At 66.5% G+C, this 20,781-nt stretch carries 20 protein-coding genes and 2 tRNA genes; 10 read left to right on the forward strand and 12 right to left on the reverse strand.

Going from position 1 to position 20,781, the window contains the following annotated elements:
- Nucleotides 1–46 precede the first annotated feature (46 nt).
- From AC5RUH_RS05525 to AC5RUH_RS05535, 3 genes are all read right to left on the reverse strand, one after another.
- Entirely contained in the window at nucleotides 47–1,672 is a 1,626-nt protein-coding gene (locus AC5RUH_RS05525; RefSeq protein ID WP_494002275.1) for a hypothetical protein, read from the reverse strand.
- 9 nt (nucleotides 1,673–1,681) lie between these two features.
- The gene (locus AC5RUH_RS05530) at nucleotides 1,682–3,967 is read right to left on the reverse strand and encodes a transglycosylase domain-containing protein (RefSeq protein WP_494128110.1); all 2,286 of its coding nucleotides are present in this window, start codon (nucleotides 3,965–3,967) and stop codon (nucleotides 1,682–1,684) included.
- Between the two features lie 463 nt (nucleotides 3,968–4,430).
- A complete protein-coding gene (locus AC5RUH_RS05535) occupies nucleotides 4,431–4,640 on the reverse strand; it encodes a hypothetical protein (RefSeq protein WP_494013068.1) in 210 nt (69 codons plus the stop codon).
- Nucleotides 4,641–4,820: 180 nt separating this feature from the next.
- Between AC5RUH_RS05535 and AC5RUH_RS05540 the strand changes: the two genes are divergently transcribed.
- The 5 genes from AC5RUH_RS05540 (at nucleotide 4,821) to AC5RUH_RS05560 (ending at nucleotide 7,822) form a co-directional block, all read left to right on the forward strand.
- Nucleotides 4,821–5,009, forward strand: coding sequence for a hypothetical protein (locus AC5RUH_RS05540; RefSeq protein WP_494101226.1), 189 nt, complete (start codon nucleotides 4,821–4,823; stop codon nucleotides 5,007–5,009).
- Between the two features lie 151 nt (nucleotides 5,010–5,160).
- The gene (locus AC5RUH_RS05545; RefSeq protein WP_494002279.1) at nucleotides 5,161–5,364 is read left to right on the forward strand and encodes a cold-shock protein; all 204 of its coding nucleotides are present in this window, start codon (nucleotides 5,161–5,163) and stop codon (nucleotides 5,362–5,364) included.
- Nucleotides 5,365–5,693: 329 nt separating this feature from the next.
- Nucleotides 5,694–5,873 (forward strand): zinc-ribbon domain-containing protein, encoded by a 180-nt coding sequence (locus AC5RUH_RS05550; RefSeq protein WP_494002357.1) that lies wholly within the window; start codon nucleotides 5,694–5,696, stop codon nucleotides 5,871–5,873.
- A gap of 269 nt (nucleotides 5,874–6,142) precedes the next feature.
- A complete protein-coding gene (locus AC5RUH_RS05555; RefSeq protein ID WP_494002280.1) occupies nucleotides 6,143–7,450 on the forward strand; it encodes a Glu/Leu/Phe/Val family dehydrogenase in 1,308 nt (435 codons plus the stop codon).
- 174 nt (nucleotides 7,451–7,624) lie between these two features.
- The gene (locus AC5RUH_RS05560; RefSeq protein WP_494002281.1) at nucleotides 7,625–7,822 is read left to right on the forward strand and encodes a hypothetical protein; all 198 of its coding nucleotides are present in this window, start codon (nucleotides 7,625–7,627) and stop codon (nucleotides 7,820–7,822) included.
- A gap of 137 nt (nucleotides 7,823–7,959) precedes the next feature.
- Here AC5RUH_RS05560 and AC5RUH_RS05565 read toward each other — a convergent pair.
- A tRNA-Ser gene (locus AC5RUH_RS05565) sits at nucleotides 7,960–8,047 on the reverse strand.
- 61 nt (nucleotides 8,048–8,108) lie between these two features.
- The gene (locus tag AC5RUH_RS05570; protein ID WP_494074222.1) at nucleotides 8,109–8,588 is read right to left on the reverse strand and encodes a nucleoside deaminase; all 480 of its coding nucleotides are present in this window, start codon (nucleotides 8,586–8,588) and stop codon (nucleotides 8,109–8,111) included.
- A 61-nt stretch (nucleotides 8,589–8,649) separates the two neighbouring features.
- Between AC5RUH_RS05570 and upp the strand changes: the two genes are divergently transcribed.
- Complete coding sequence (upp, locus tag AC5RUH_RS05575) at nucleotides 8,650–9,285, forward strand: uracil phosphoribosyltransferase (RefSeq protein ID WP_494024343.1); 636 nt, start codon at nucleotides 8,650–8,652, stop codon at nucleotides 9,283–9,285.
- Between the two features lie 504 nt (nucleotides 9,286–9,789).
- A complete protein-coding gene (locus tag AC5RUH_RS05580; RefSeq protein ID WP_494013021.1) occupies nucleotides 9,790–10,653 on the forward strand; it encodes a winged helix-turn-helix domain-containing protein in 864 nt (287 codons plus the stop codon).
- A gap of 24 nt (nucleotides 10,654–10,677) precedes the next feature.
- Here AC5RUH_RS05580 and AC5RUH_RS05585 read toward each other — a convergent pair whose 3' ends face one another.
- Nucleotides 10,678–12,129: a dihydrolipoyl dehydrogenase family protein gene (locus tag AC5RUH_RS05585; protein ID WP_494024646.1), complete on the reverse strand. Its 1,452-nt coding sequence runs from the start codon at nucleotides 12,127–12,129 to the stop codon at nucleotides 10,678–10,680.
- Between the two features lie 55 nt (nucleotides 12,130–12,184).
- On the opposite strand from AC5RUH_RS05585, the gene AC5RUH_RS05590 reads away from it, so the two are divergent.
- Nucleotides 12,185–12,706, forward strand: a complete 522-nt coding sequence (locus AC5RUH_RS05590; protein ID WP_494024340.1) for a SixA phosphatase family protein — start codon at nucleotides 12,185–12,187, stop codon at nucleotides 12,704–12,706.
- 62 nt (nucleotides 12,707–12,768) lie between these two features.
- On the opposite strand, the gene AC5RUH_RS05595 is transcribed toward AC5RUH_RS05590, so the two are convergent.
- The 3 genes from AC5RUH_RS05595 to AC5RUH_RS05605 form a co-directional block, all read right to left on the reverse strand.
- Complete coding sequence (locus AC5RUH_RS05595; protein WP_494024645.1) at nucleotides 12,769–13,857, reverse strand: NAD(P)-dependent alcohol dehydrogenase; 1,089 nt, start codon at nucleotides 13,855–13,857, stop codon at nucleotides 12,769–12,771.
- A 101-nt stretch (nucleotides 13,858–13,958) separates the two neighbouring features.
- The gene (gene sigJ / locus AC5RUH_RS05600) at nucleotides 13,959–14,849 is read right to left on the reverse strand and encodes an RNA polymerase sigma factor SigJ (RefSeq protein WP_494002288.1); all 891 of its coding nucleotides are present in this window, start codon (nucleotides 14,847–14,849) and stop codon (nucleotides 13,959–13,961) included.
- 315 nt (nucleotides 14,850–15,164) lie between these two features.
- Nucleotides 15,165–15,241 (reverse strand) — tRNA-Arg (locus tag AC5RUH_RS05605).
- A gap of 402 nt (nucleotides 15,242–15,643) precedes the next feature.
- Here AC5RUH_RS05605 and AC5RUH_RS05610 point away from each other — a divergent pair.
- On the forward strand, nucleotides 15,644–17,482 hold the full coding sequence (locus AC5RUH_RS05610) for a phosphoenolpyruvate carboxykinase (GTP) (RefSeq protein ID WP_494102270.1): 1,839 nt from the start codon (nucleotides 15,644–15,646) through the stop codon (nucleotides 17,480–17,482).
- A 231-nt stretch (nucleotides 17,483–17,713) separates the two neighbouring features.
- Complete coding sequence (locus AC5RUH_RS05615) at nucleotides 17,714–18,277, forward strand: hemerythrin domain-containing protein (RefSeq protein ID WP_494002290.1); 564 nt, start codon at nucleotides 17,714–17,716, stop codon at nucleotides 18,275–18,277.
- A gap of 25 nt (nucleotides 18,278–18,302) precedes the next feature.
- On the opposite strand, the gene AC5RUH_RS05620 is transcribed toward AC5RUH_RS05615, so the two are convergent.
- The 3 genes from AC5RUH_RS05620 to AC5RUH_RS05630 form a co-directional block, all read right to left on the reverse strand.
- Nucleotides 18,303–18,752, reverse strand: a complete 450-nt coding sequence (locus tag AC5RUH_RS05620) for an RrF2 family transcriptional regulator (RefSeq protein WP_494002291.1) — start codon at nucleotides 18,750–18,752, stop codon at nucleotides 18,303–18,305.
- 62 nt (nucleotides 18,753–18,814) lie between these two features.
- Nucleotides 18,815–19,303 (reverse strand): hypothetical protein, encoded by a 489-nt coding sequence (locus AC5RUH_RS05625; protein WP_494128111.1) that lies wholly within the window; start codon nucleotides 19,301–19,303, stop codon nucleotides 18,815–18,817.
- Nucleotides 19,300–20,778, reverse strand: coding sequence for a phosphohexomutase domain-containing protein (locus AC5RUH_RS05630; protein WP_494128112.1), 1,479 nt, complete (start codon nucleotides 20,776–20,778; stop codon nucleotides 19,300–19,302). Before AC5RUH_RS05630 ends, AC5RUH_RS05625 begins: the two co-directional genes overlap by 4 nt.
- Nucleotides 20,779–20,781 lie beyond the last annotated feature (3 nt).

Below are 20,781 nucleotides of genomic sequence, written 5' to 3' on the forward strand. Positions count from 1 at the left end.
TCCCGGCACCACGGGCCCCACGCCGGCAAACCGGCGGGTGCCGGGGTCATCGTTCTCCGACAGGGCGGGGATCGGGCGGGGGCGCCGGGGCAACGGGCTTGGCCGGCGGCGCCCAATCCAAGATGGCCGGCTGGCCTATCGCGTCACAATCCGCCGGCTCGGGCCGTGAGGGCTCCCGGGGCGGACTGGGCGGCTCCGGCTGCTCTTCCTCCTCGTCTTCGTCGCCCTGGTTTTCTTCGGCTGCTTCCACCGCCTTCCGGTAATCTTCCAGCGCCTTCTTGTACTCCTGCCGCGCGTTTTTGTACTCCTGCTCCGCGTTCCGGTTGTCCGCTTCGCACTGCGCCAGGGCGTTCCGGTAGCCGGCCCGTGCATTGTCCCGCTGGGTGAAGAATGCCGAACGCTCCGCCAGGGCCTGCTGGTAGACGGCGTATTCGGCCCAGTAGTCATTCCACTGTGCCGCGATCTTGTCCCACTCCTTGTTCACCTTGGCAACCGCGGCGGCGTAGTCCTTGTACTCCTGCACGTCCGTCCGGTAGTGGTCGTAGGCGGCCCAGTAGTCCAGCACGGCCTGTTGCCATTTCCTGGCGCGGGCGGCGAGTCTCGATTCTGCGGCTTGGACACGTTCCCGGTTGGCGGCGGCTGCGTCCCTGGCGTCGAAAGGCACCGGTGACATGCCGGTGAACTGCCAGCCGCAGCCCGGCCCGGCGGCGTCCTCGGTCAGCAGATGGACCTTCGCCGACCTCGCGGGCTCGTTCGCGGGGCCCTTGGGCGGCCGGGGGAACTCCCGGGCGTCCGGCATCGGCGGCCAGACCGGGTAGGCCGGCAGGGCCGCCGGATTGGCCGGCTTGACCTTCAGGTCCGGTGCCGGGAAGGACACGGTTTCGTAGTCGGCGTCGGCCGGGGCCTTCGGCAGCGGAACGGCGGGGATGGATACCGTTCGGGTGATCGTGAACGGCTTGTAGCCGGCGGTCGACCAAGGGGAGCGGGCAGCGTCGCCGGCTTTGGATTCCTGGTCTGCGCAGACGTCGGCGAGCGCGGCCGCGAGCTTCTTGTCCAGTTGCCTGGCCAGTTTCTGCAGCGGTGCGGCTGCCTTTCCCGTCACGAAGGCCAGCACGTCCCCGCGCCGGAAGGTGAGCACCTGCATGGTGCCGTGGCCGTTCTTGGCTGCGTAGATCCGGTGGGCCTGGACGCCGGGGCCGTCCAGTTCCTCGTTCCGGACCGCGATCGCCGGCCCGGCGCAGTTGGCCGCGTTGTCCGCCAGCTTGTCCATGGCTTCGGCGCCGAGGCCGGCGGTGTAGGCGGCGGCGAGCACCTGCACCCTCTCGCCGCGCACCCTGAAGGAACGGGACAATGCCACCGAGGGCGCCGCGCCGATGTCGCACGCGTAGGGCACCGGCAGCGCCGCTCCGCGCTCCACCGAACCCTCCGGCTTCCACTTTCCGGGCGGTTCGGCCAGCAGCCCGGTCAAGGAAATGGAGGCCGGGCTGTCCGTGAGCACCGCGCTGATTGCCACCGGTGTGGCAGGCTCGGCCACCGCCGCGGCCTGTTCCTGCGCGAAGAACATCGGCAGCCCCGATGCCTGCAGGGCCACCAGCCCCGACGCGGTGAGGGACGCCAGGCACAGCGCACCGGTGGCCAGGGCAAGGGCCGGATGTTTCTCGAAGATGGACACCGGGACTCCTTACAACCCGTCGGGGACCGTGATGGCAGTGTTGCTGCCGGCGCTGAGCGTGATGGTCACTTCCTGGCGGAAGGTCAGCCTGCTGCCCGGCGGTGCCGACTGCGCGGTCACCACGTTTTGATCCACCCGCGGGTCCGGTTTGGCCGTTTCCTGCCCGACCACCGGCACCAGGTTGTTGCGCAGCAGCACCGTGATGGCCTCGTTTACGCCCAGTCCGCGGAGGTCCGGCATGGACCGGGACGTTTCGACGCTGGTGGTCAGCGGGTCGGCCTCGGGCATCGGCTCGGCGGGCAGGCCCTTGTGCAGGCCTTCCATGGTGTCCTTCCATACGGGGCCGGCCAGTTCGGAGCCGGTGAGGTCGTAGAAGGTTTTGCCGTAGGCATGCACCGTCTTCAACGGGTGTTGGGCCCCGCCACGGGGGTCGCCGAGCCACACCGCCGTCGCATACTGCGGGGTGACGCCCACAATCCAGTTCGCGGCGAAGTCGTTCGTGGTACCCGTCTTGGCTCCGGCCTGGCGGCCCTTCGGCATGCCCAGGGCGCCCAGCGTGCCCGCCGGGTGGAACGGTTCGGTCAGCGCGTCGGCCACCGTGGCCGCCACCGAAGGGTCGATGGCCTGGTGGCAGTTTGAGGCGGGAACCGGGAGCTTCTCCCCGGTATCGCTGCGGATGGCTGCGGTGATGGTGACCGGCCGGCACAGCACCCCGCCGCTGACGAAGGTGGAGTAGGCGTTGGCCATCTCAAGCGGGGAAATCTCGTAGGAGCCGAGCGCCAGCGATGCCTCCCGGCCGTGCAGCTTATCGACGGGGATCGAGGTGATGCCCAGGGTTTCCGCGAACTCGGCGACTTCCTTCACGCCCGTGCGCTCGATCAACCGCACGAAGTAGATATTCACCGAAGCGCGCACGGCCTGGTAGGCGTCGATAGAGCCGTAATTCTCGTAGCCGTAGTTGTGGAAACCACCGGGCGGATTATCCAGCGAGGAGTAATAGGGGCCGTTGGCCAGCAGCTTTTGGCGCGGTGAAATCCCCTGGGACAGCGCCGTGGCGAGCACGATCGGCTTCATCGCCGACCCCACCTGGAAGGCACTGTCGGCGAAGACCACCTCGGTCTTGCCCTTGCCTTCGCCCCAGGACCGGTTCTGTGCCACCGCCGTGACATGCCCGGTGCCGGGTTCGACGACGGCGGTGCCCAGCGCCGCGCGGTTCTTGTTGCCCATCGCTTTGTGCACGGCCTTTTCGGCCGCGTCGATGGCCTTGCGGTCCAGGGCCGTGGTCAGCGTCATGCCGCCGCGCGAGAGCCGGTCCCCGCGTTCTTCCTGGGTCTTGCCGAAGGCAGGATCGGTAAGAATTTCATCCCTGACCAGATCGCAGTAGAACGGGTACTCGGAGCCGCCGCAGCCCGAGGGCACAGATCCCGGGTCGAGGCCGAGCCCGCTGCCGCGGGCCGCCGCAGCTTCGTTCGCCGTGATCGCGCCATGACGCTCGAGAACATTGAGCACGGTGTTGCGGCGGCTGAGCGCTCGATCCGGGTATTTCATCGGATCGTAGTAGACCGGTCCCTTGAGCAGTCCGACGAGCAGGGCCGACTGGGGCAGGGTGAGCTTGGCCGCCGTCGTATTGAAATAGATGCGCGCCGCCGCCTGGATGCCGTACGCGCGGTTGCCGAAGTAGACGGCGTTGACATACATGTTCAGGATCTGGTCCTTGTCCAGGCGCTTTTCCAGCTGGACGGCGTACTTGGCCTCGCGGATTTTGGCGTTGTAGGTTTCGCCCACCGCCACCGACTTCTCGGTTGCATCCCGGGCATTGTTGACGAGGATGTTCTGTACCAACTGCTGGGTGATGGTGGAGCCGCCCTGGCGCTCGCCGCCCACCGAGTTGCTCACCATCGCGCGGGTGACGCCCATGGGGTCCACGCCGTGATGTTCGTAAAACCGGGAGTCCTCGGTGGACAGCAGCGTGTCCAAAAACGCGGGCGAGACCTGATCCAGGTCCACGTCAATCCGATTTTCGCTGTAGAAGCGGGCGAATTCCTTGCCGTCCTTGTCGAGCAGGACCGTATGTTGCGGCAAGGCGGTGTCCAGTGGAAGCTCGGCGGGCAGGCCTTCCCACAGGTCCAGCACGGAATCCGTGGCAGCAGAGAAGGCGATGGCCCCCGGCGCTACCAGGGATCCGGCGCTGAGCGCGACGACGGCGACCGCACCGGCCCATCCGGCCACGCGGATCAGGGTGCCCGGCCGGTGCTCCGGCCGGGCCGCAGGCCGCAACAGCTCATCCAGCCCCACGGTTTCCCGCCGCCGGGGCCACCACCGCCGCGTTTTTCTCCGCAGGTGGGCGGCGCTTGGGCCCGCCGGAGCCGGTGTGTGACCGGCAGCCGTTATCGGGGCGCCGCTGGTTGCGCTGCCCGCCGGATCACGATCCCCTTGGTTCACCCGTAGCCCCCGTCCCCCTCAGCAGGCCCTGGACGTCCCCCGACGCCACCACAGGGAAAACCTGCAGACGAATTACCTCAAGGAGGCGGCTTTCGTCAGCCGCCGCGACCTGTGAGGTGGTCTTAGCGTACGGCTAAAATTCCACGACTCAACCTCTTTTTCCGGCGCTTTTCGATAGCTGTCGAAATGTGACATGGGCGGCATTTTTGTGATGGATGTGAAAGGCCGGATTGAGCCTGAAAGCATTGACAGGACCGCTGCATGGCACTAAAGATGGCACCCCGCCCGGGCACCATCTGCGGCATGAAAGCACGCGCTAGAGCACGCGCTGGTGAACCACGGCCGACCCTTCGGCGGGTACCGGGACCGGTTGCGGAACTCCCTGAAGATAGACCAGGAAATCCTCGCTGTGCTGCCTTCGGTGGAATGCGGTCAGGACGCCGACATGCTCGTCCCCGTTGGCCGTGGTCACTGAGACGACCCGGCCGATGGCGGTGGGCTTCAAAGCCTTGGCAGGGGTGGCCATTCTCTTACCTCCGAAAGCCAGAGAAGGTGCATGGATTAAGGCTACGCCCCACGTGGCGCAGCGGCAGGATGTTCAGCGAGACCAAGGCCCCGTGAGGGTCGGGTTGGCCGCGCCCGAGGGGTTGTGGACGTGTGCCGGATCGGCGACAGTGATAAGGAGCCGTACTACGCAGGAGCAGTAATGACGGAAAACGTTCAGCCCGCCGACGAAGACGCCGTCAGCGAAAACATCGAAGAGTATCAGCAGGATGACCGGCTTACCCCGGCCGACCGCATGGACCTCATTGCCAACGCCGTCGCCGAGGACGCCGACCGGGACGACGAATCCCGCAACCACGTCAAGGACGAAGGAGCCGGCGACTCTGCCTGACCTGTCTGGAGGACTGTCCCGCGGCTTCTTGCGGTCCGGACCTCCGGATGCTCTTGCTGCACGGCCGGTGCTCACCTAGGTTGAAGGTGGACGGTCGCGGGCAGGTTCCCGTTGGGGGAGTCGGCGCTGCCGTTCCAGAAGGAAGATCAGCATGGCAACAGGCACCGTCAAATGGTTCAATGCCGAAAAGGGGTTCGGCTTCATCAGCCAGGACGACGGCGGGCCGGACGTGTTCGCACACTTCTCGGCCATCGCCGCCAGCGGCTACCGCTCGCTGGAAGAAAACCAGAAAGTTGAGTTCGACGTCGTCCAGGGCCAAAAGGGACTGCAGGCCGAGAACATTCGCCCGCTTTAACACACGCTCAAACCAACGCCCCGCTCTCCGAAAGTGCGGGGCGTTTGTGTTGTAGCCGCCGTGAACCGCACAGGCTAGGGGACTCATTACTTACGCTCCGTCATCTTTGGCAGACGTGAGAGCCCTCGAATTCCTTTCGCTCCGCGCTGGTAGGTAATCGCCAAGTATGCTTACTATCTTGACAAGGGCGTCCTCTGCCAAGAGAACGGAGATCCATGTCTGCGATGCCCGCATCCCATCCGGGACTGACTGGAAACAACCTCTGAAAGGCACGCACAGTGTTTCTTCTCTTCGGTCTCAAGACCGCCCTTCGCGATCTGCCCGGACGGATGGCTACGTGCCAGTATTGCGGCCGGTTCGTGCACCATCGCCTGCAGGAACGCGCCACCAAACTCACAGTCTTCTTTATTCCGGTCTTCACAACATCCAGGGGCTTAGTCATCACCTGCACGAACTGCGGGCGGAGCTCCACAACGAAATCCCGACAGAAGAACGCACTCCTTAGCTAGCTGAGAGACTGCGTTTCACCTGGAAGGACATTTTTCCGAGGCGGCATAGGGCCTCGTTGTCTTGGCCGCACCGTTCATACCGGCAGGCGCGCGGCGAAGCGGAGCGGGCGTCTCGTCCCCGCTGGCCGGGTCTTAGGCCGCGGCCGCTGTTGAAGCTGCTAGTTGCGTCACGCCGTTTTGTGCACTCGCACACTGACGTCCCTTTCGCGCCCTTGTAGCGTCACATGCACACCCTCCGAAAGACCTAAGCCGAAAAGGAACCTCTGTCGATGACGACACCTGTCTTATCTCTGTCAACCGCACAATCCGAGCACGGCACGTCGGCTCCCACCCAGGACGCGGGACCGCTGGAGAACGCCCACAGGCAGCTTGCTTCAGCAATCCGTACGCTGGGATACAGCGAAGGGCTGCACCAGTTGCTGGCCCAGCCGCGCCGGGAGCTTTCCGTGAGCATCCCCTTGCGCCGGGACAACGGCAGCGTTGAGGTTCTCACCGGTTACCGCGTGCAACATAATTTTTCCCGCGGACCCGCCAAGGGCGGACTGCGTTACAGCCCGCACGTCTCCTTGGACGAAGTGCGTGCACTGGCAATGTGGATGACGTGGAAGTGCGCTCTGCTGGACGTCCCTTACGGCGGCGCCAAGGGCGGGATCACTATTGATCCGCGGAATTACTCGCAGCAGGAATTGGAGCGCGTTACGCGCCGCTACACCAGCGAAATCCTGCCGATCATCGGCCCTGAGAAGGACGTGCCGGCGCCCGACATCGGCACTGACGAACAGACCATGGCATGGATGATGGACACCTATTCGGTCAACGTCGGATACACGGTTCCAGGCGTGGTGACGGGCAAGCCTGTCAGTGTTGGCGGTTCCCTCGGCCGTTCGAGCGCCACATCCAGGGGCGTCGTGCACGTCGCGCTGGCAGCGCTTGCCCACGCCGGGCTTGATCCACGGCATAGCACCGCGGCTGTTCAAGGCTTCGGCAAGGTGGGAGCCGGAGCCGCAGAGTTCCTTGCCGACGCCGGAGTCAGCGTTGTGGCTGTGGGCGACCAGTATGGGGCCATCCATAATGCTGACGGCTTGAACATCCGTGCCCTGCAAGACCATGTCAAGGAGACTGGCAGCGTCGTCGGCTTTGCCGGCGCAGGTGCCATGCCTTCGGATGAGCTGTTGGAGCTTGAGGTGGACCTGCTGGTCCCCGCAGCAGTAGAAGGCGTGCTGCACGGCGGCAACGCCAACAAGGTGCGCGCCAAGGTCATCGTGGAAGGCGCCAACGGCCCCACCACGGCGGCGGCGGACGTCATTCTGCAGGACAAGGGCGTGCTCGTTGTTCCGGACATTCTCGCCAATGCGGGCGGCGTCATCGTCTCCTACTTCGAGTGGGTGCAGGGCAATCAGGCCTACTGGTGGACTGCTGCCGAAGTTGAAGAAAAACTGGAACACCGGATGTTGGCGGCGTGGGAGAACGTCCTGTCCATTGCGTCCAAGCGCGGCCTGAACCTGCGCGAAGCCGCTACGGTGACGGCGGTCGAGCGTGTGGCACAGGCGCACCTGACCCGCGGGCTCTACCCCTGATCCTGACTGCGCGCGTCGGCGGGGTTTCGCATGCCCCGCATCAGGGACCGGGCCGGTTGGGGGATGTTGCCGAACGATGGCGACATCCCCCAACCGGCGGCGGCACCCTCGTTTTGCCTCTCTTACCACCACGCAGCGGTCAAAATACTGCACAAGATTGAGGAAAGGTCTCCCATGACGGTAGACAATTGGAAAGACCTAACAGGCCAGCACGTTCAGATCCGCAAGGATGGGAAAGCCGTCCGGAAGGGCCGGGTCGAAGAGGTGACGCGGGCAGCGGACGCCCTGTGGCTGGAATGGCATGGCGGGCACCTGCGGCAGCTGTATGAAAAAGCTGAAGGTTATTCGGTAGAGCTCGTTCCAAGCCCGTAAGGCGCGGAACAGAAGAAGCTCTGGCCGTTACGGGTGGTCGTCGAACGGGCGACTCAAGCTCGGCAAACTGTCCCGATCTGCGGCGAAAGCAAAAGGCCCCACTTCCCTTCTCTAGGAGGGGAGCGGGGCCTTGCTAGTGGCGGTGACGGTGGGATTTGAACCCACGTTGGCTTTCACCAAACAACATTTCGAGTGTTGCACCTTCGGCCGCTCGGACACGTCACCAACGCGTCAACTTTACCCGCTGTTGGCCCTGAGCCCCAAAACGGCGCGGCCGGCACCTGAGTCAGAGGGGGAGATCGCCGCGGTGCCGCGCGAAGAACGCGCGCAGCATGGCGGCTGACTCCTCCGTGCGGACCTCAGGGTAGACCTCCACCCAGTGGTTCAGCCGACGTTCGCGCAGGATGTCGAAAACACTGCCGGCCGCGCCGGCCTTCTCATCCCACGCCCCGAAGACCACTTTCGGGATGCGGGCGAGCACGATGGCGCCGGCGCACATGGCGCAGGGCTCCAGCGTGACCACCAGCGTGCAGCCGTCCAGGCGCCAGGAGCCAAGCTTTCTGGCCGCCTCCCGGATGGCCACCATTTCGGCATGGCCGGTCGGGTCGTGCAGCGCCTCCCGTTCGTTGCGTCCGGAACCCAGCACCGCGCCGTCGGGCCCCATCACCACGGCGCCGATCGGCACGTCGGAGGTCTCCAGGGCCAACCGGGCCTGGTCCAGGGCAAGACCCATCCACTGGTGGTGCTGCGGATCAATGGGGCCCATGCCACCATTCTGGCAGGCCCGATGTTTGTCCCTGCTATCCGGCTGCCGGTAGTTTTGTGGAATGCGCGTACTCGAAGTGGATCATCCCCTTGTTGCCCACAAACTCACCGTTCTCCGCGACAAGACCACTCCGTCGCCCGTATTCCGCCAACTCACCGAAGAACTGGTGACCCTGCTGGCCTACGAGGCCACCCGCGACGTCCACACCGAGCCGGTGGAAATCGAGACCCCGGTCACCCGGACCATCGGGACCGCCTTCACCAAACCAACCCCGCTGGTGGTGCCCATTCTGCGCGCGGGCCTCGGCATGCTCGAGGGCATGACCAAGCTGGTGCCGACCGCCGAGGTCGGCTTCCTGGGCATGGCGCGCAACGAGGAAACGCTGGACATCATTACGTACGCCGAGCGGTTGCCGGCCGACCTCACCGGCCGCCAGGTGTTCGTGCTCGACCCCATGCTGGCCACCGGCGGCACGCTGCGCGAATCCATCAAGTTCCTCTTCGCCCGCGGCGCCGCCGACGTCACCTGCATCTGCCTGCTGGCGGCACCGGAGGGCCTGCAGGCCCTGCGCGATGAGCTCGAAGGCAAGAACGTCTCGATTGTGGTGGCGTCCATCGACGAGCGGCTGGACGAGAAAGCCTACATCGTGCCCGGCCTGGGTGACGCAGGGGACCGGCTGTACGGCGTTGCCGGCTGAACCAGCCGGCGAGGTGGCAGATCGGGGGCCCGCACGTTCCAGTGCGTGTCCACATTTTGGACGGTTTGCAAACGCCGGCGCTTTGCATCTAGTGCGCCTCACCACGAGGCAAAACCAACAATGCATATTTATTCACTGGCGCCCCGCAAGAGCGGTGTTCGGCTGATATTTATGCACGGCCGTGGTGTGATGTGTGGCACAAAAGCACTGTTTCTTCTCACTATGTGAGACAAGCAGGCTTATATTACTTGCACGTAGGCATTGTTACGCGCCAAACTCATGGTTGTGAACAACAACGCAACAGCATCTGCAGCCGCAGCCTTCAGTTACGGGACGTATCCCGGCGCACTGGCGGACTGTTGCCGAATGCAGGCCTAACTCACCACCCCTCGAGTTAATCCAGGCAATTCATCTGTCCAATGGCGGGCGCCAGAAACACATCCCGTGCGGGCATACCCATGCATTCGCGCCGTGATGACGGCCATTTTCACACATGAGGTTCTAATGTCAGTTTCATCCGGATACGTCCACATCTCCGTCCGCAACGCCCAGAACCGCGCGGCAGCCGCGCAGCGACAGGCAGCCGGGCAGAACCCGCAGTTCGCCGGACAGCCGTCTTACCCGGGGGAACAGCAGGCCTACCGCGTGCTGCGCGCGGTTCCCGGCCAGTTCGACGCCGCTGCCCCCCATCCGACCACCGCCCCCACCCCCGTGGTCACCCCCAATGGAATTCCCGGCCCGCAGGCGGTGTCGAATGACACTGTTGCCCGCGGGTTCGTTCTCTATGTGGGCCTGGACGAGGAGGCTGCCGCCGCCCAGGGGACCACGCTGAGCAAGCTGGCTTCCCAGGTGCGTGCCTATGTGCAGTCGCTGGCTCCCGACGCCCAGACCCACGGGGCCGTGGCCCTGGCGCCGGCCGACGCCCCGGGCGAGAACATTGACGTGGTGCGCCAGGCACTGGGCGATCCGACCGTCAGCCGCCGTCCGCGGACCGCGGCCGTGGAGATACAGCGGCAGCCGCAGCCGGCCTCGCACGCCAGCCGTCCCAGCGGCGTCCTGATCGATCTGTCCCGCCGCGAGGTGCACCTGGACGGGGAGACCCTGAACCTGACGTTCAAGGAATTCGAGCTGCTCAACTACCTCGTGGAGAACGCCACCCGCACTGTCGGCCGCGAAGAGCTGCTCTCCGGGCTGTGGAAGAACGCCGAGGAAGTTCCGAACGAACGCACCATCGACGTGCATATCCGCCGGCTCCGTTCCAAGCTGGGCCGCCTGGCCAACACCGTTCGCACCGTCCGCGGCCAAGGCTACCGCTTCTATGAGCACCCGGAAGTAGTGGTCTGGGCCGCGCCGGAGTACTCCATCTAAGTCCTGCCCGGCTCCGCCGCCGCGCTACAGCCCGTACGCCTCGAGCAGGCGGAGCCAGACCTCGCTGATGGTGGGGTAGGAGGGCACGGCGTGCCAGACCCGGTCCAGCGGGACCTGGCCGACGACGGCGATGGTCGCCGAGTGCAGCAACTCGCTGACACCGGGGCCGGCGAACGTCATGCCCACGATGACCTTGCGGTCCTCGTCCACCACCATCTGGGCCCAGCCCTGGTAGCCGTCGGCATACAGCGAGGAGCCGGCGACGGCGATCGGCAGTTGGGTGGCGGACACGGCGAGCCCGCGCTCCCGGGCCTGCTCTTCGGTGAGACCGACGACGGCGACCTCCGGGTCGGTAAAGATCACCGAGGGAACCGCCGCGTCGTCGGCAGTACTGGCGAAGCGGCTCCACGGTTCCGGGTCGCCGTTCAGCTCGCCGGCCGCGCGGGCGGCAATCGCGTCCCCCGTGGCCCGCGCCTGGTACTTGCCCTGGTGTGTCAGTTGGGCTTTGCCTGCGGCGTCGCCTACCGCATACAGCCAGCCCCCGTCGATGCCGCCCACGCGTCCGCTGGCGTCGACCTGCAGCCGCTTCGGATCCTGTCCCAGCTCCTCCAAGCCAAGGCCGGAGAGGGCCGGCCGTCGCCCGGTGGACACCAGGAGCTTCGCGGCCGTGACGGTGTCCGCCGCCCCGGTCTCCCCGTCCGCACCCGCAGCCGTCAGGGTGAGGCTGACGCCGCCGTCGTGCGCAGCCACCCGTGACGCCGCCGTGTGGAGCCGGATCCTCACCCCGTCGCGGCGCAGCCCGGCTTCCACCAGCCGCCGCGCGGGTTCGGGGACGCTCGCCAGCAGGTCTCCGCGTGCCACCAAGGTGACGTCGGTGCCCAACCGGGCATACGCCTGCGCGAGCTCGCAGCCGGAGACGCCGCCGCCCAGCACCAGCAGGCTCTCCGGAACCTTCTGCGCAGCGGTGGCTTCGCGGGTTCCCCAGAAATCGACGCCGTCCAACCCGGGAAGCGGCGGCACGTTCGGGGAGGAACCAGTGGCCAGCACGACGGCGTGGCGTGCGGTGATGCGGGTCAAGGTCCCGTCGTCGTCCGTTGCCGTTACTTCGCGCGGACCGCTAAGCCGGGCGGTGCCTCGGACCAGTTCGATGCCGGCGCCCTTCACCCACTCCACCTGCGAGGCGTCGTCCCAGCCGGAGGTGAAGGAATCGCGGCGGGCCAGCACGGCCTCCGCCGCCAGGCCGCCGGTCACGGCTTCGGCCGCGCCCTTGACGCTTCGCGCGGCCTGCAGGGCCGTGCCCGGGCGCAGCAGGGCCTTGGAGGGCATGCAGGCCCAATAGGAACACTCGCCGCCGACCAGCGCCGATTCCACCAGGATGGTCTTGAGTCCGCCGCGGGTGGTCCGGTCCGCCACATTCTCGCCGACCGCCCCGGCCCCGAGTACCACGACATCCGCTTCCAGGGTCCGCTCTGCCATGTCCCGAGCTTCGCATCGCGCGGAGGCGCTGACAAGGGCCGCATACACTCGTGGTGTGAACGACCACCACCTGAAGAAGCTGATGATCATGCGCCACGCCAAGGCCGCGTGGCCGCTGGGCGTCGAGGACCACGAGCGGCCGCTGGCCCAGCGCGGCCACGACGAGGCGCCGCAGATCGGACGGTGGATGGTGGAGCACGACTGCATCCCGGACTTCATCCTGTGCTCGTCGGCACTGCGGACCCGCCAGACCTGCACCTGGGTGTGCAGCGAGCTGGGGGAGAAGGCGCCGACCCCCATGCTGTCCGACGAACTCTACGACGCGCCGGCCGTGCGGGTCCTGTCCGAGATCAACCGGCTGCCCGACACCATCACGTCCCTGCTGGTGGTGGCCCACATGCCGGCGGTGCAGGACCTGGCGATGCGGCTCGCATCGCGGGATTCCGACGAGGAGGCCGTGGTGGACATGGCCACCCACTATCCGACCTCGGGCCTGACCGTGCTGCAGCACGGCAAGAGCTGGGCGGAGCTGGACGGGCGCGACGCCGCGGTGACCGACTTCGTGGTGCTGCGCTGAGCGTGGCCGGGCGGCGCCTCGCGGACGCGTTTCAGCCGGGGCGGATTCCGCCGGTCAGCCGGTCAGAAGAGGAGGATCGGCTTGATCGTAGAACCGCTGGCCGAATCCTCGAAACCCTGGTTGATGTCGGCAAAGGGGTAGGTCTTGACCAGCTTGTCGTACGGAAACCGTCCCTGCTTCCACAGCTCGATCAGGCGCGGGATGAAGACCTGGTACACCGAGCTGCCCTGGACGTTCATTTTAAACGTCCATCCCTTCACCTGGGACTCGCCGATCTCGAACGGTGCCTCGGTGCCGAAGGTCGTGTTGCCCACGGCCACGAGCGTGCCGCGGAAGGCCAGCGCGCGCGCAGCCTGGTTGAGCACAGCGGGCACCGAGGTGGTATCGACGATGTAGTCCACACCCTCCCCGCCGGTGATGCGGTTCAGTTCCTCGCCCATGTCCGTCTTGGCGGAGTTAATGGTGTGGGTGGCGCCGAGTTCGAGGGCCGTCTCCAGGCGGTTGTCGTGCAGATCCACCGCGATCACCGTCGTGCAGCCGGCGATCTTGGCCGCCATGATCGCCGCCGAGCCGACCGCCCCGGCGCCGATCACCGCCAGCGATGATGCCGCCTCCGGCCGCAGCTCGTTGAGCACCGCCCCGGCACCGGTCTGCAGCCCGCACCCCAGCGGGGCGAGCATCTCCAGCGGAACGTCGGGGTCCACCTTGACCACGCAGCGCTCCAGCACGTTCGCGTACGACGAGAAGGACGACTGGCCGAAGAAGTGGGAGGCCACGGATTCACCGTCGGCCGAGAGCGCGGTACGGCGGCCACTGAGATTGATGGCGATGTAGTGCTCGCAGTAGGCCATCTCCCCGCGGCGGCACTGCTTGCACGTACCGCACGATGCCGGCGCCAGCACCACGTGGTCACCAGCCTTGACGCTCGTCACCGCTATGCCCACATCCTCCACCACGCCGGCGCCCTCGTGTCCGAGCACCGCCGGCCATTGGAGGGGATATGCCCCGTCGCGTGCGGTCGAATCCGTGTGACAGATGCCGGTGGCGACCATGCGGACCCTCACCTCGTCGGGCCGGAGATCGGCGAGCTCCAGTTCTTCGACTGAAAGCGGTGCGCCCGTCTCGCGTACGACGGCGGCGGTGACCTTCATGGGTATTCCTCCTCAATACGGGACCAACACATGACAGGAGCGCGCACGATGGCGCGGACTCCAGTTTTAACCGTCTCATGACGGCCGGGTCAGTGCACCTGCTAGATGCGGATGCGGCCAAGCTTGTCCGGGTTCCGGATGAGGAAAATTTCGCGGACCAAGCCCTCATCGATCCGGAAGCCGGCGACCGTGTCCACCGCACCGTCCGCGTCAACGGCCACCAGCCCGGGCAGCCCGTTGACGTCGGCGACATGCAGGTGGAAGGGGGCGTCCGGCTTGCCGGTGATGCCGAGCAGGAAGCGCAGCACCTTCTCCACCCCGTAGATGGGCCGCAGCGCCGAGGTCTTCTGTCCGCCGCCGTCGCTGGTCAGCACAACGTCCGGGGCCAGCAGGCCCAGCAGAGGCTCGATGGCCCCGGTGTTGGCCGCCTCCAGGAACTGTTCGGTGATCCGCCGGTGCAGGGCCGGATCCACCTGGTTCCTGGCTTGCCGGCTGGCAACGTGGCCGCGGGCACGCGAGATGAGTTGCCGCACCGCCGCGGGCGAGCGGCCCAGCGTCCGGGCAATATCCGGTGCCGGGTAGCCGAAGACCTCGCCCAGGATGTAGGCCGCACGTTCCAAGGGGGAGAGCTGTTCCAGGACCACCAGCATGGCCAGCGAAACATCGTCGGCCAGCACGGCGGCTTCGTCCGGTGCGGGAGGGCTCGGCGCATCCGGCAGGGAACTGACCGGCTCGGGCAGCCAGGGCCCGACGTAATTTTCGCGACGGCGCTGCTGGGCGCGGATCTGGTTCAGCGCCAGATTGGTTACCGTTCGCAGCAGGAAGGCGCGCGGTTCCCGGACATGGTCCTGCGGCACGTCGGAGAACCGCAGCCATGCCTCCTGCAGGACGTCCTCCGCGTCGGCGGCGCTGCCCAAGAGGCGGTACGCCGCCCCAAAGAGCAGCCCGCGGTGCTGCTGGAACACGGCCAGGTTTGCCTGGGTCGCCGTCATCTCAACCTCCTACGCTGCAGGTTTCCGTGAAGCCCTGGCTGGCCAGGCCTTGGCCTAACGCGGCGTTGACCCTCGACCGCTGGTGCTCCACACACCGAGCACATCGCGCTCAAGCTGAGTGTAGACGGTAGCCGGTGTGCCAGCGCGGAACCTCCCGCAGTTTCTCCGGGTCCACGCCCTGGTGATGAAATTTCCAGTATCCGAAGTTGAGACACTGGAGCCCGGAGAGGGGAGTGGCCGGTAAAACCGCTGGAGCCGCGGCACGTTGCCGGCAAAGAAAAATGCAGCCCGGTCGATGACCGGACTGCATTTCGTTGGTGCGCCCAGAGGGATTCGAACCCCCGGCCTTCTGTTCCGTAGACAGACGCTCTATCCAGCTGAGCTATGGGCGCTTGGCCTCGCGGCCGGATACAACTGTAGCGTGTTTGCCGGACAGTCGCCAAATCGAGGGAGCCCCGCCCGCCTCCGCCCCGGAATTCCGCGCAGCGCTGCTTGTGGGAGCGCCACCTCACCCCCCGAGGCCCGTCTGCCTGACCCAGAGGAGTCTCCATCGCCGGCCCGCCGGGCGGCCGCTGATCCCGGGAAGCCGCGTCGGGCAGCCCCTGAAGGGACACATTAACTAGACCGGTCTATATGACCTTAATCACACCTGTGGGCCTTGACACGTTGAAAATCCCCGGATTTCCGGGCTCTACCCATCTAGCCAGACCTATTTTCCTTTTTCTGCAGCCCGCTGGTCTAGCCATCGACCCATAGCATCTAGAAACACCACTGGCCCAGGAAAGGGATGAGTCATGGGCGATATCACGCGTCAGCCGGTTCTTGAGGAAACACTTATGGATGCCCCAACTACACACGCAAAGCTTCTGGCCTGGGTTGCCGAAGTTTCAGAGCTGACGCAGCCCGACTCTGTCTATTGGGTGGACGGCTCCGAAGAGGAGTACGCCCTCCTGACCGATCAGCTGGTCGAGGCCGGGACGCTGAAGCGGCTGAACCCGGAGCTGTTCCCGAACTCTTTCGTCGGCTTCTCCGACCCGAAGGACGTCGCCCGGGTCGAAGAGCGGACCTTCATCTGCTCCGAGAAGGAGGCAGACGCAGGGTTCACCAACAACTGGATGGACCCCGCGAAGATGAAGTCGATCCTCACGGAGCGCTTCGCCGGCAGCATGCGCGGACGCACGATGTACGTGATCCCCTTTGTCATGGGGCCTCTGGACGCGGAACAGCCGCAGTACGGCGTTGAAATCACCGACTCGGCCTATGTGGTCGCCTCCATGCGCATCATGGCGCGCATCGGCACCGACGTGCTGCGCAAGATGGAGCAAGAGGACGCCTTCTTCGTCCCCGCGCTGCATTCCGTCGGCGCCCCGCTGGAACCAGGGGAAGCCGACGTCGTCTGGCCGTGCAATGAGGAGAAGTGGATCGTGCACTTCCCCGAGGAACGGTCCATCTGGTCCTACGGCTCCGGCTACGGCGGCAACGCGCTGCTCGGCAAGAAGTGCTACGCCCTGCGCATCGCCTCGGTCATTGCCCGCGACGAAGGCTGGCTGGCCGAGCACATGCTGATCCTCAAGCTCACCAGCCCGCAGGGCAAGGCGTACAACATTGCGGCCGCCTTCCCCTCGGCCTGCGGCAAGACCAACCTCGCGCTGCTGGATCCGACCATTGAGGGCTGGAAGGCCGAGACCCTCGGCGACGACATCAACTGGATGCGCATCGGCAAGGAGGGCGAACTGCGCGGTGTGAACCCCGAGTACGGCCTGTTCGGCGTCGCACCGGGCACAGGCTGGAGCACCAACCCCAACGCCATGCGCGCCATCGCCAAGGGCAACTCCATCTTCACCAATGTGGCGCTGACCGACGACGGCGGCGTCTGGTGGGAGGGCATGACCGACGAAGTGCCCGATCACCTCATCGACTGGCAGGGCAACGACTGGACGCCTGACTCCGGCCGGCCGGCGGCGCACCCGAACTCGCGCTTCTGCACGCCGATCTCACAGATCGACATGCTGGCCCAGGAGTACTACAGCCCCGACGGTGTGGAGATCCATGCGATCCTCTTCGGCGGGCGCCGCAAGACCACCATCCCGCTGGTTACCCAGGCCCGCTCGTGGACCAACGGCATCTTCATGGGCTCCACCCTGTCGTCGGAGACCACCGCCGCCGCCGCCGGCGAAGTAGGTGTGGTCCGCCGCGACCCGATGGCCATGCTTCCGTTCATCGGCTACAACGCCGGCGACTACCTCAAGCACTGGGGCACCATCGAGGGCAAGGCCAACCCGGACCGCCTGCCCAAGGTATTCCTGGTCAACTGGTTCCGCCGCAATGCCGACGGCGGCTTCGCGTGGCCGGGCTTCGGGGAGAACTCCCGCGTGCTCAAGTGGGCCATCGAACGCATCGAGGGCACCGCGGACGCCGCGGAAACCCCGATCGGCTACATCCCGACCGGCGACTCCATCGACCTGACCGGGCTGGACATGACCCAGGCTCAGGTGGAAGAAGCCGTCAAGGTGGATCCGGCGGAGTGGAAGGAAGAGCTCAAGGGCATCGAGGAATGGTACGCGCAGTTCGGCGATTCCCTGCCCGATGAGCTGAACGCCGAACTCAAGCAGCTCCAGGCCCGCTTCGCCTGAGTGACTGAACGCGGGACGCCATGACAGGTTCCCGACATGAGGCCCCCGCGCACCTGCGCGGGGGCCTCATCCGCTTAACTGCGGACACACCGCGCGTCCGGTCTAGACCGGCTGCCCCGATTTCGCGCTCCCAACCCCGAAAGCGCTTCGGACCGTGGAATCGAATGCCGCTCGTTGGTATGTTGAGCCCTCCTACGCACGCTCACGAGCAACGACCCAAGGAGGGGCGTCATGGCCGATACGCAGGGCGGGGATGTCATCGATATCCTCACGACCGATCACCGCGAAATGATTGAACTGCTCAGCCAGATCGAGCAGACCGCCGACCCGGGCCAGCGCCGGGACCTGGCCGATACCGTCATCGCGGAGGTGATGCGCCACGCCGTCGCGGAAGAGATGCTCGTCTATCCCGCGATCGAAGAGCACGTGCCGAACGGCAAGGAAGAGGTTGAGCATGACAAGAAGGAGCACGATGAGATCGTCCAGCTGATGAAGCGGATGGAGGACGTTGACTCCTCCGACCCAACCTTCATGGAGCTGGTCAGGGAACTCGAAGGGCAGTTGCGCCACCACGCCAACGACGAGGAGACGGATCAGTTCCCGAAGCTGCGCGCCCACATCCCCCCGGAGCGGCTCGTTGAGCTGGGTGAAAAGGTCCAGAACGCCAAGAAAGTCGCGCCGACCAGGCCCCATCCCAGCGCCCCGCACTCCGAGCTGTTCCACAAGACCCTGGGCCCCGGCGTCGGCATGGTGGACCGGCTGCGCGACAAGCTCTCGGGCCGCCAGACCGGTTGAGTCCGTGGTGGTGGCCCGCCGCGGATCACGCGGGGCGGCGGTTCAGCAATGCCAAAAAGACGGGTTCCATCTGCGACGGGTGTGGCAACGAGGACACGACGAGGGGATCCAGTTCGCGGTAAAAGGCCTCGCGGGCCCGGCGCAGCGCCCCACGCAGCGCGCAGTTGTTGTTCATCGGGCAGTCGCCGCTGGCGGACTCGCAATCCACCAGATCCTCCCGCGCGTCGAGGGTCCGCAGCAGGCCGCCCACCGTCGCCAGCCGCCCGGCGGCGCTGATCCGGATGCCGCCGGAGCGGCCGCGCACCGCCTCGACCAGTCCGAGCGAGCGCAGCTTCAGCACCGCCTTGCTGACGTGGTTGTACGGGGTGCCGACGCCGTCGGCGACCGCCTGCGTGGTCATCAATTCGCCCTCCGGCGCCGCGGACAGCAGCATCAGTGCACGCAGGCACACATCGGAGAAGGCATTGATACGCATGCCGCCAATTTTAGCCGTCCGGCGCGGCCGGAATTGCCGCCGTTCCGCGCGGCGCCGGTGGATCAGCCCCGGGGAGGCCCGGCTTCTGCGTCGGGTTCCTCATCGGGCCAGACCAGGCGTTCCTGCGGGTCCACGAACGGGTCCGGGTAGCTCCAGGTGCCGTCGTCGTCGTGATGGTAGGGCTGGATGGCCGAGACCGCGATGCCGGCCGAGTGCTCCACGGCAATCTGGATCGCGTCGGCGTCCTCTTCGGGCAGGAAGATGTCGCTGATCACGGCGATGGCGCGGAAATCGGCGCGGTCATGGCGCAGGGTGGCGTACAGGTCCTCGATCATCCCATCCACGTTGACCTCGGCTGCCTCGGCGTCCAGGTCATCGGGGGAGACCACGACGAGCCGCAGGCCGCCGTCGTGCGTGGTGACCAGGGCCGCGGGCAGGAACGCCCCATGCTCGGTCAACTGTTCCTGCGCCACCCCGAGCCCGGTTCCGAACAGCGTGTCGATATCGGCCAGGATCTCCGCGGGGATGCCCTCCCGCCACGAGGCGCTCATGCTGTTTCCCGGACGCGGGCCAGGACGTGCCCGCGGAGGGTGTCGAGCAGGCCGGGGCTGGTCGCCTCGGCGTTCAGCCGCAGGAAGGGTTCGGTGTTGGAGGGGCGCAGGTTGAACCACCAGGTTCCGTCGTCGGCGATCACGGTGGTGCCGTCGAGCCGGTCCACGCTCACGCCGGTGCCCGCGTAGGGGGCCGGGCAGCTAACGGCCGTCGTGTCGGTTCCGGCCGCGGCGGGGTCGAACGCGAGGGCGGGGGCGAAGTCGGCCAGCACGCGGGCGATCGCGGCGTCCTTGTCTTCGACCTGGGAGTTCAGTTCGCCCGTGGCGTGGTAGGGGTCGTATTCGGCGGCAAGCTTGGACAGCGGTGCGTCCTGCTCGCCGAGGGCGGCGAGCACGTGCATGGCGGCGAGCATGCCGGTGTCGGCGTTGTAGAAGTCGCGGAAGTAATAGTGCGCGGAGTGTTCGCCGCCGAACACGGCCTTCTCCTCGGCCATGTGCGCCTTGATGAACGAGTGTCCCACCCGGGTGCGGACCGGGCGTCCGCCGGCGGCGGTGATGGTTTCGGGCACGGCGCGGGAGGTGATCAGGTTGTGGATCACCGCCGGGCTTTCTTCGCCGGCGGCGCGGGCGCGGGCGATTTCGCGCCGGGCGACCAGCGCGGTGATTGCCGAGGGGGAGACCACCGCCCCGGTCTCATCGATCACGAAGCACCGGTCGGCGTCGCCGTCGAAGGCCAGGCCGAGGTCCGCCCCGTGCTCGGTGACGGCGGCCTGCAGGTCCACCAGGTTTTCCGGTTCCAGGGGGTTGGCCGGATGGTTGGGGAACGTGCCGTCCAGCTCGAAATACAGCGGCACGACCTGAAGCGGCAGCGCCGGCAGCAGGGTGTCGCCGAGCACGGCGGGGGTGGTCATCCCGGCCATGCCGTTGCCGGCGTCCACGACTACCTTCAGCGGCCGGATGCCGGCCAGGTCCACCAGGGAGCGCAGGTAGGAGGCGTAACCGGCCAGCACGTTGGTTTCGCTGATGGTCCCGGGTTCGGTGCCGTCGGGGATCCCCGTCTCGAGGTACTTCTGCGCCAGGTCGCGGATGTCGAACATGCCGGTGTCGGAGGAGACCGGCACCGCCCCGGGCTTGGCCATCTTCAGGCCGTTGTACTGCGCAGGGTTGTGGCTGGCGGTGAACACCACCCCGGCGGCGTCCAGGGACCCGCAGGCGTAGTAGAGCTCATCGGTGGAGATCAGCCCCAGCATTTGGATGTTGGCCCCGCGGCCGGCCGCGCCGTGGGCGAACGCGGCGGCGAATTCCGGCGAGGACGGGCGCATGTCGCCGCCCACCAGCACGGTCTGCCCGGCCAGGGACAACACGTCCACGAACGCGGCGCCGGTCGCCTCGACGGTCGCCGCCGTAATGGTTTCGCCCACGATCCCGCGGACGTCGTACGCCTTGAAGGACAGGCCAAGATCTATGCTGCTCACTTC

Source organism: Arthrobacter sp. Y3223166, from assembly GCF_059090935.1.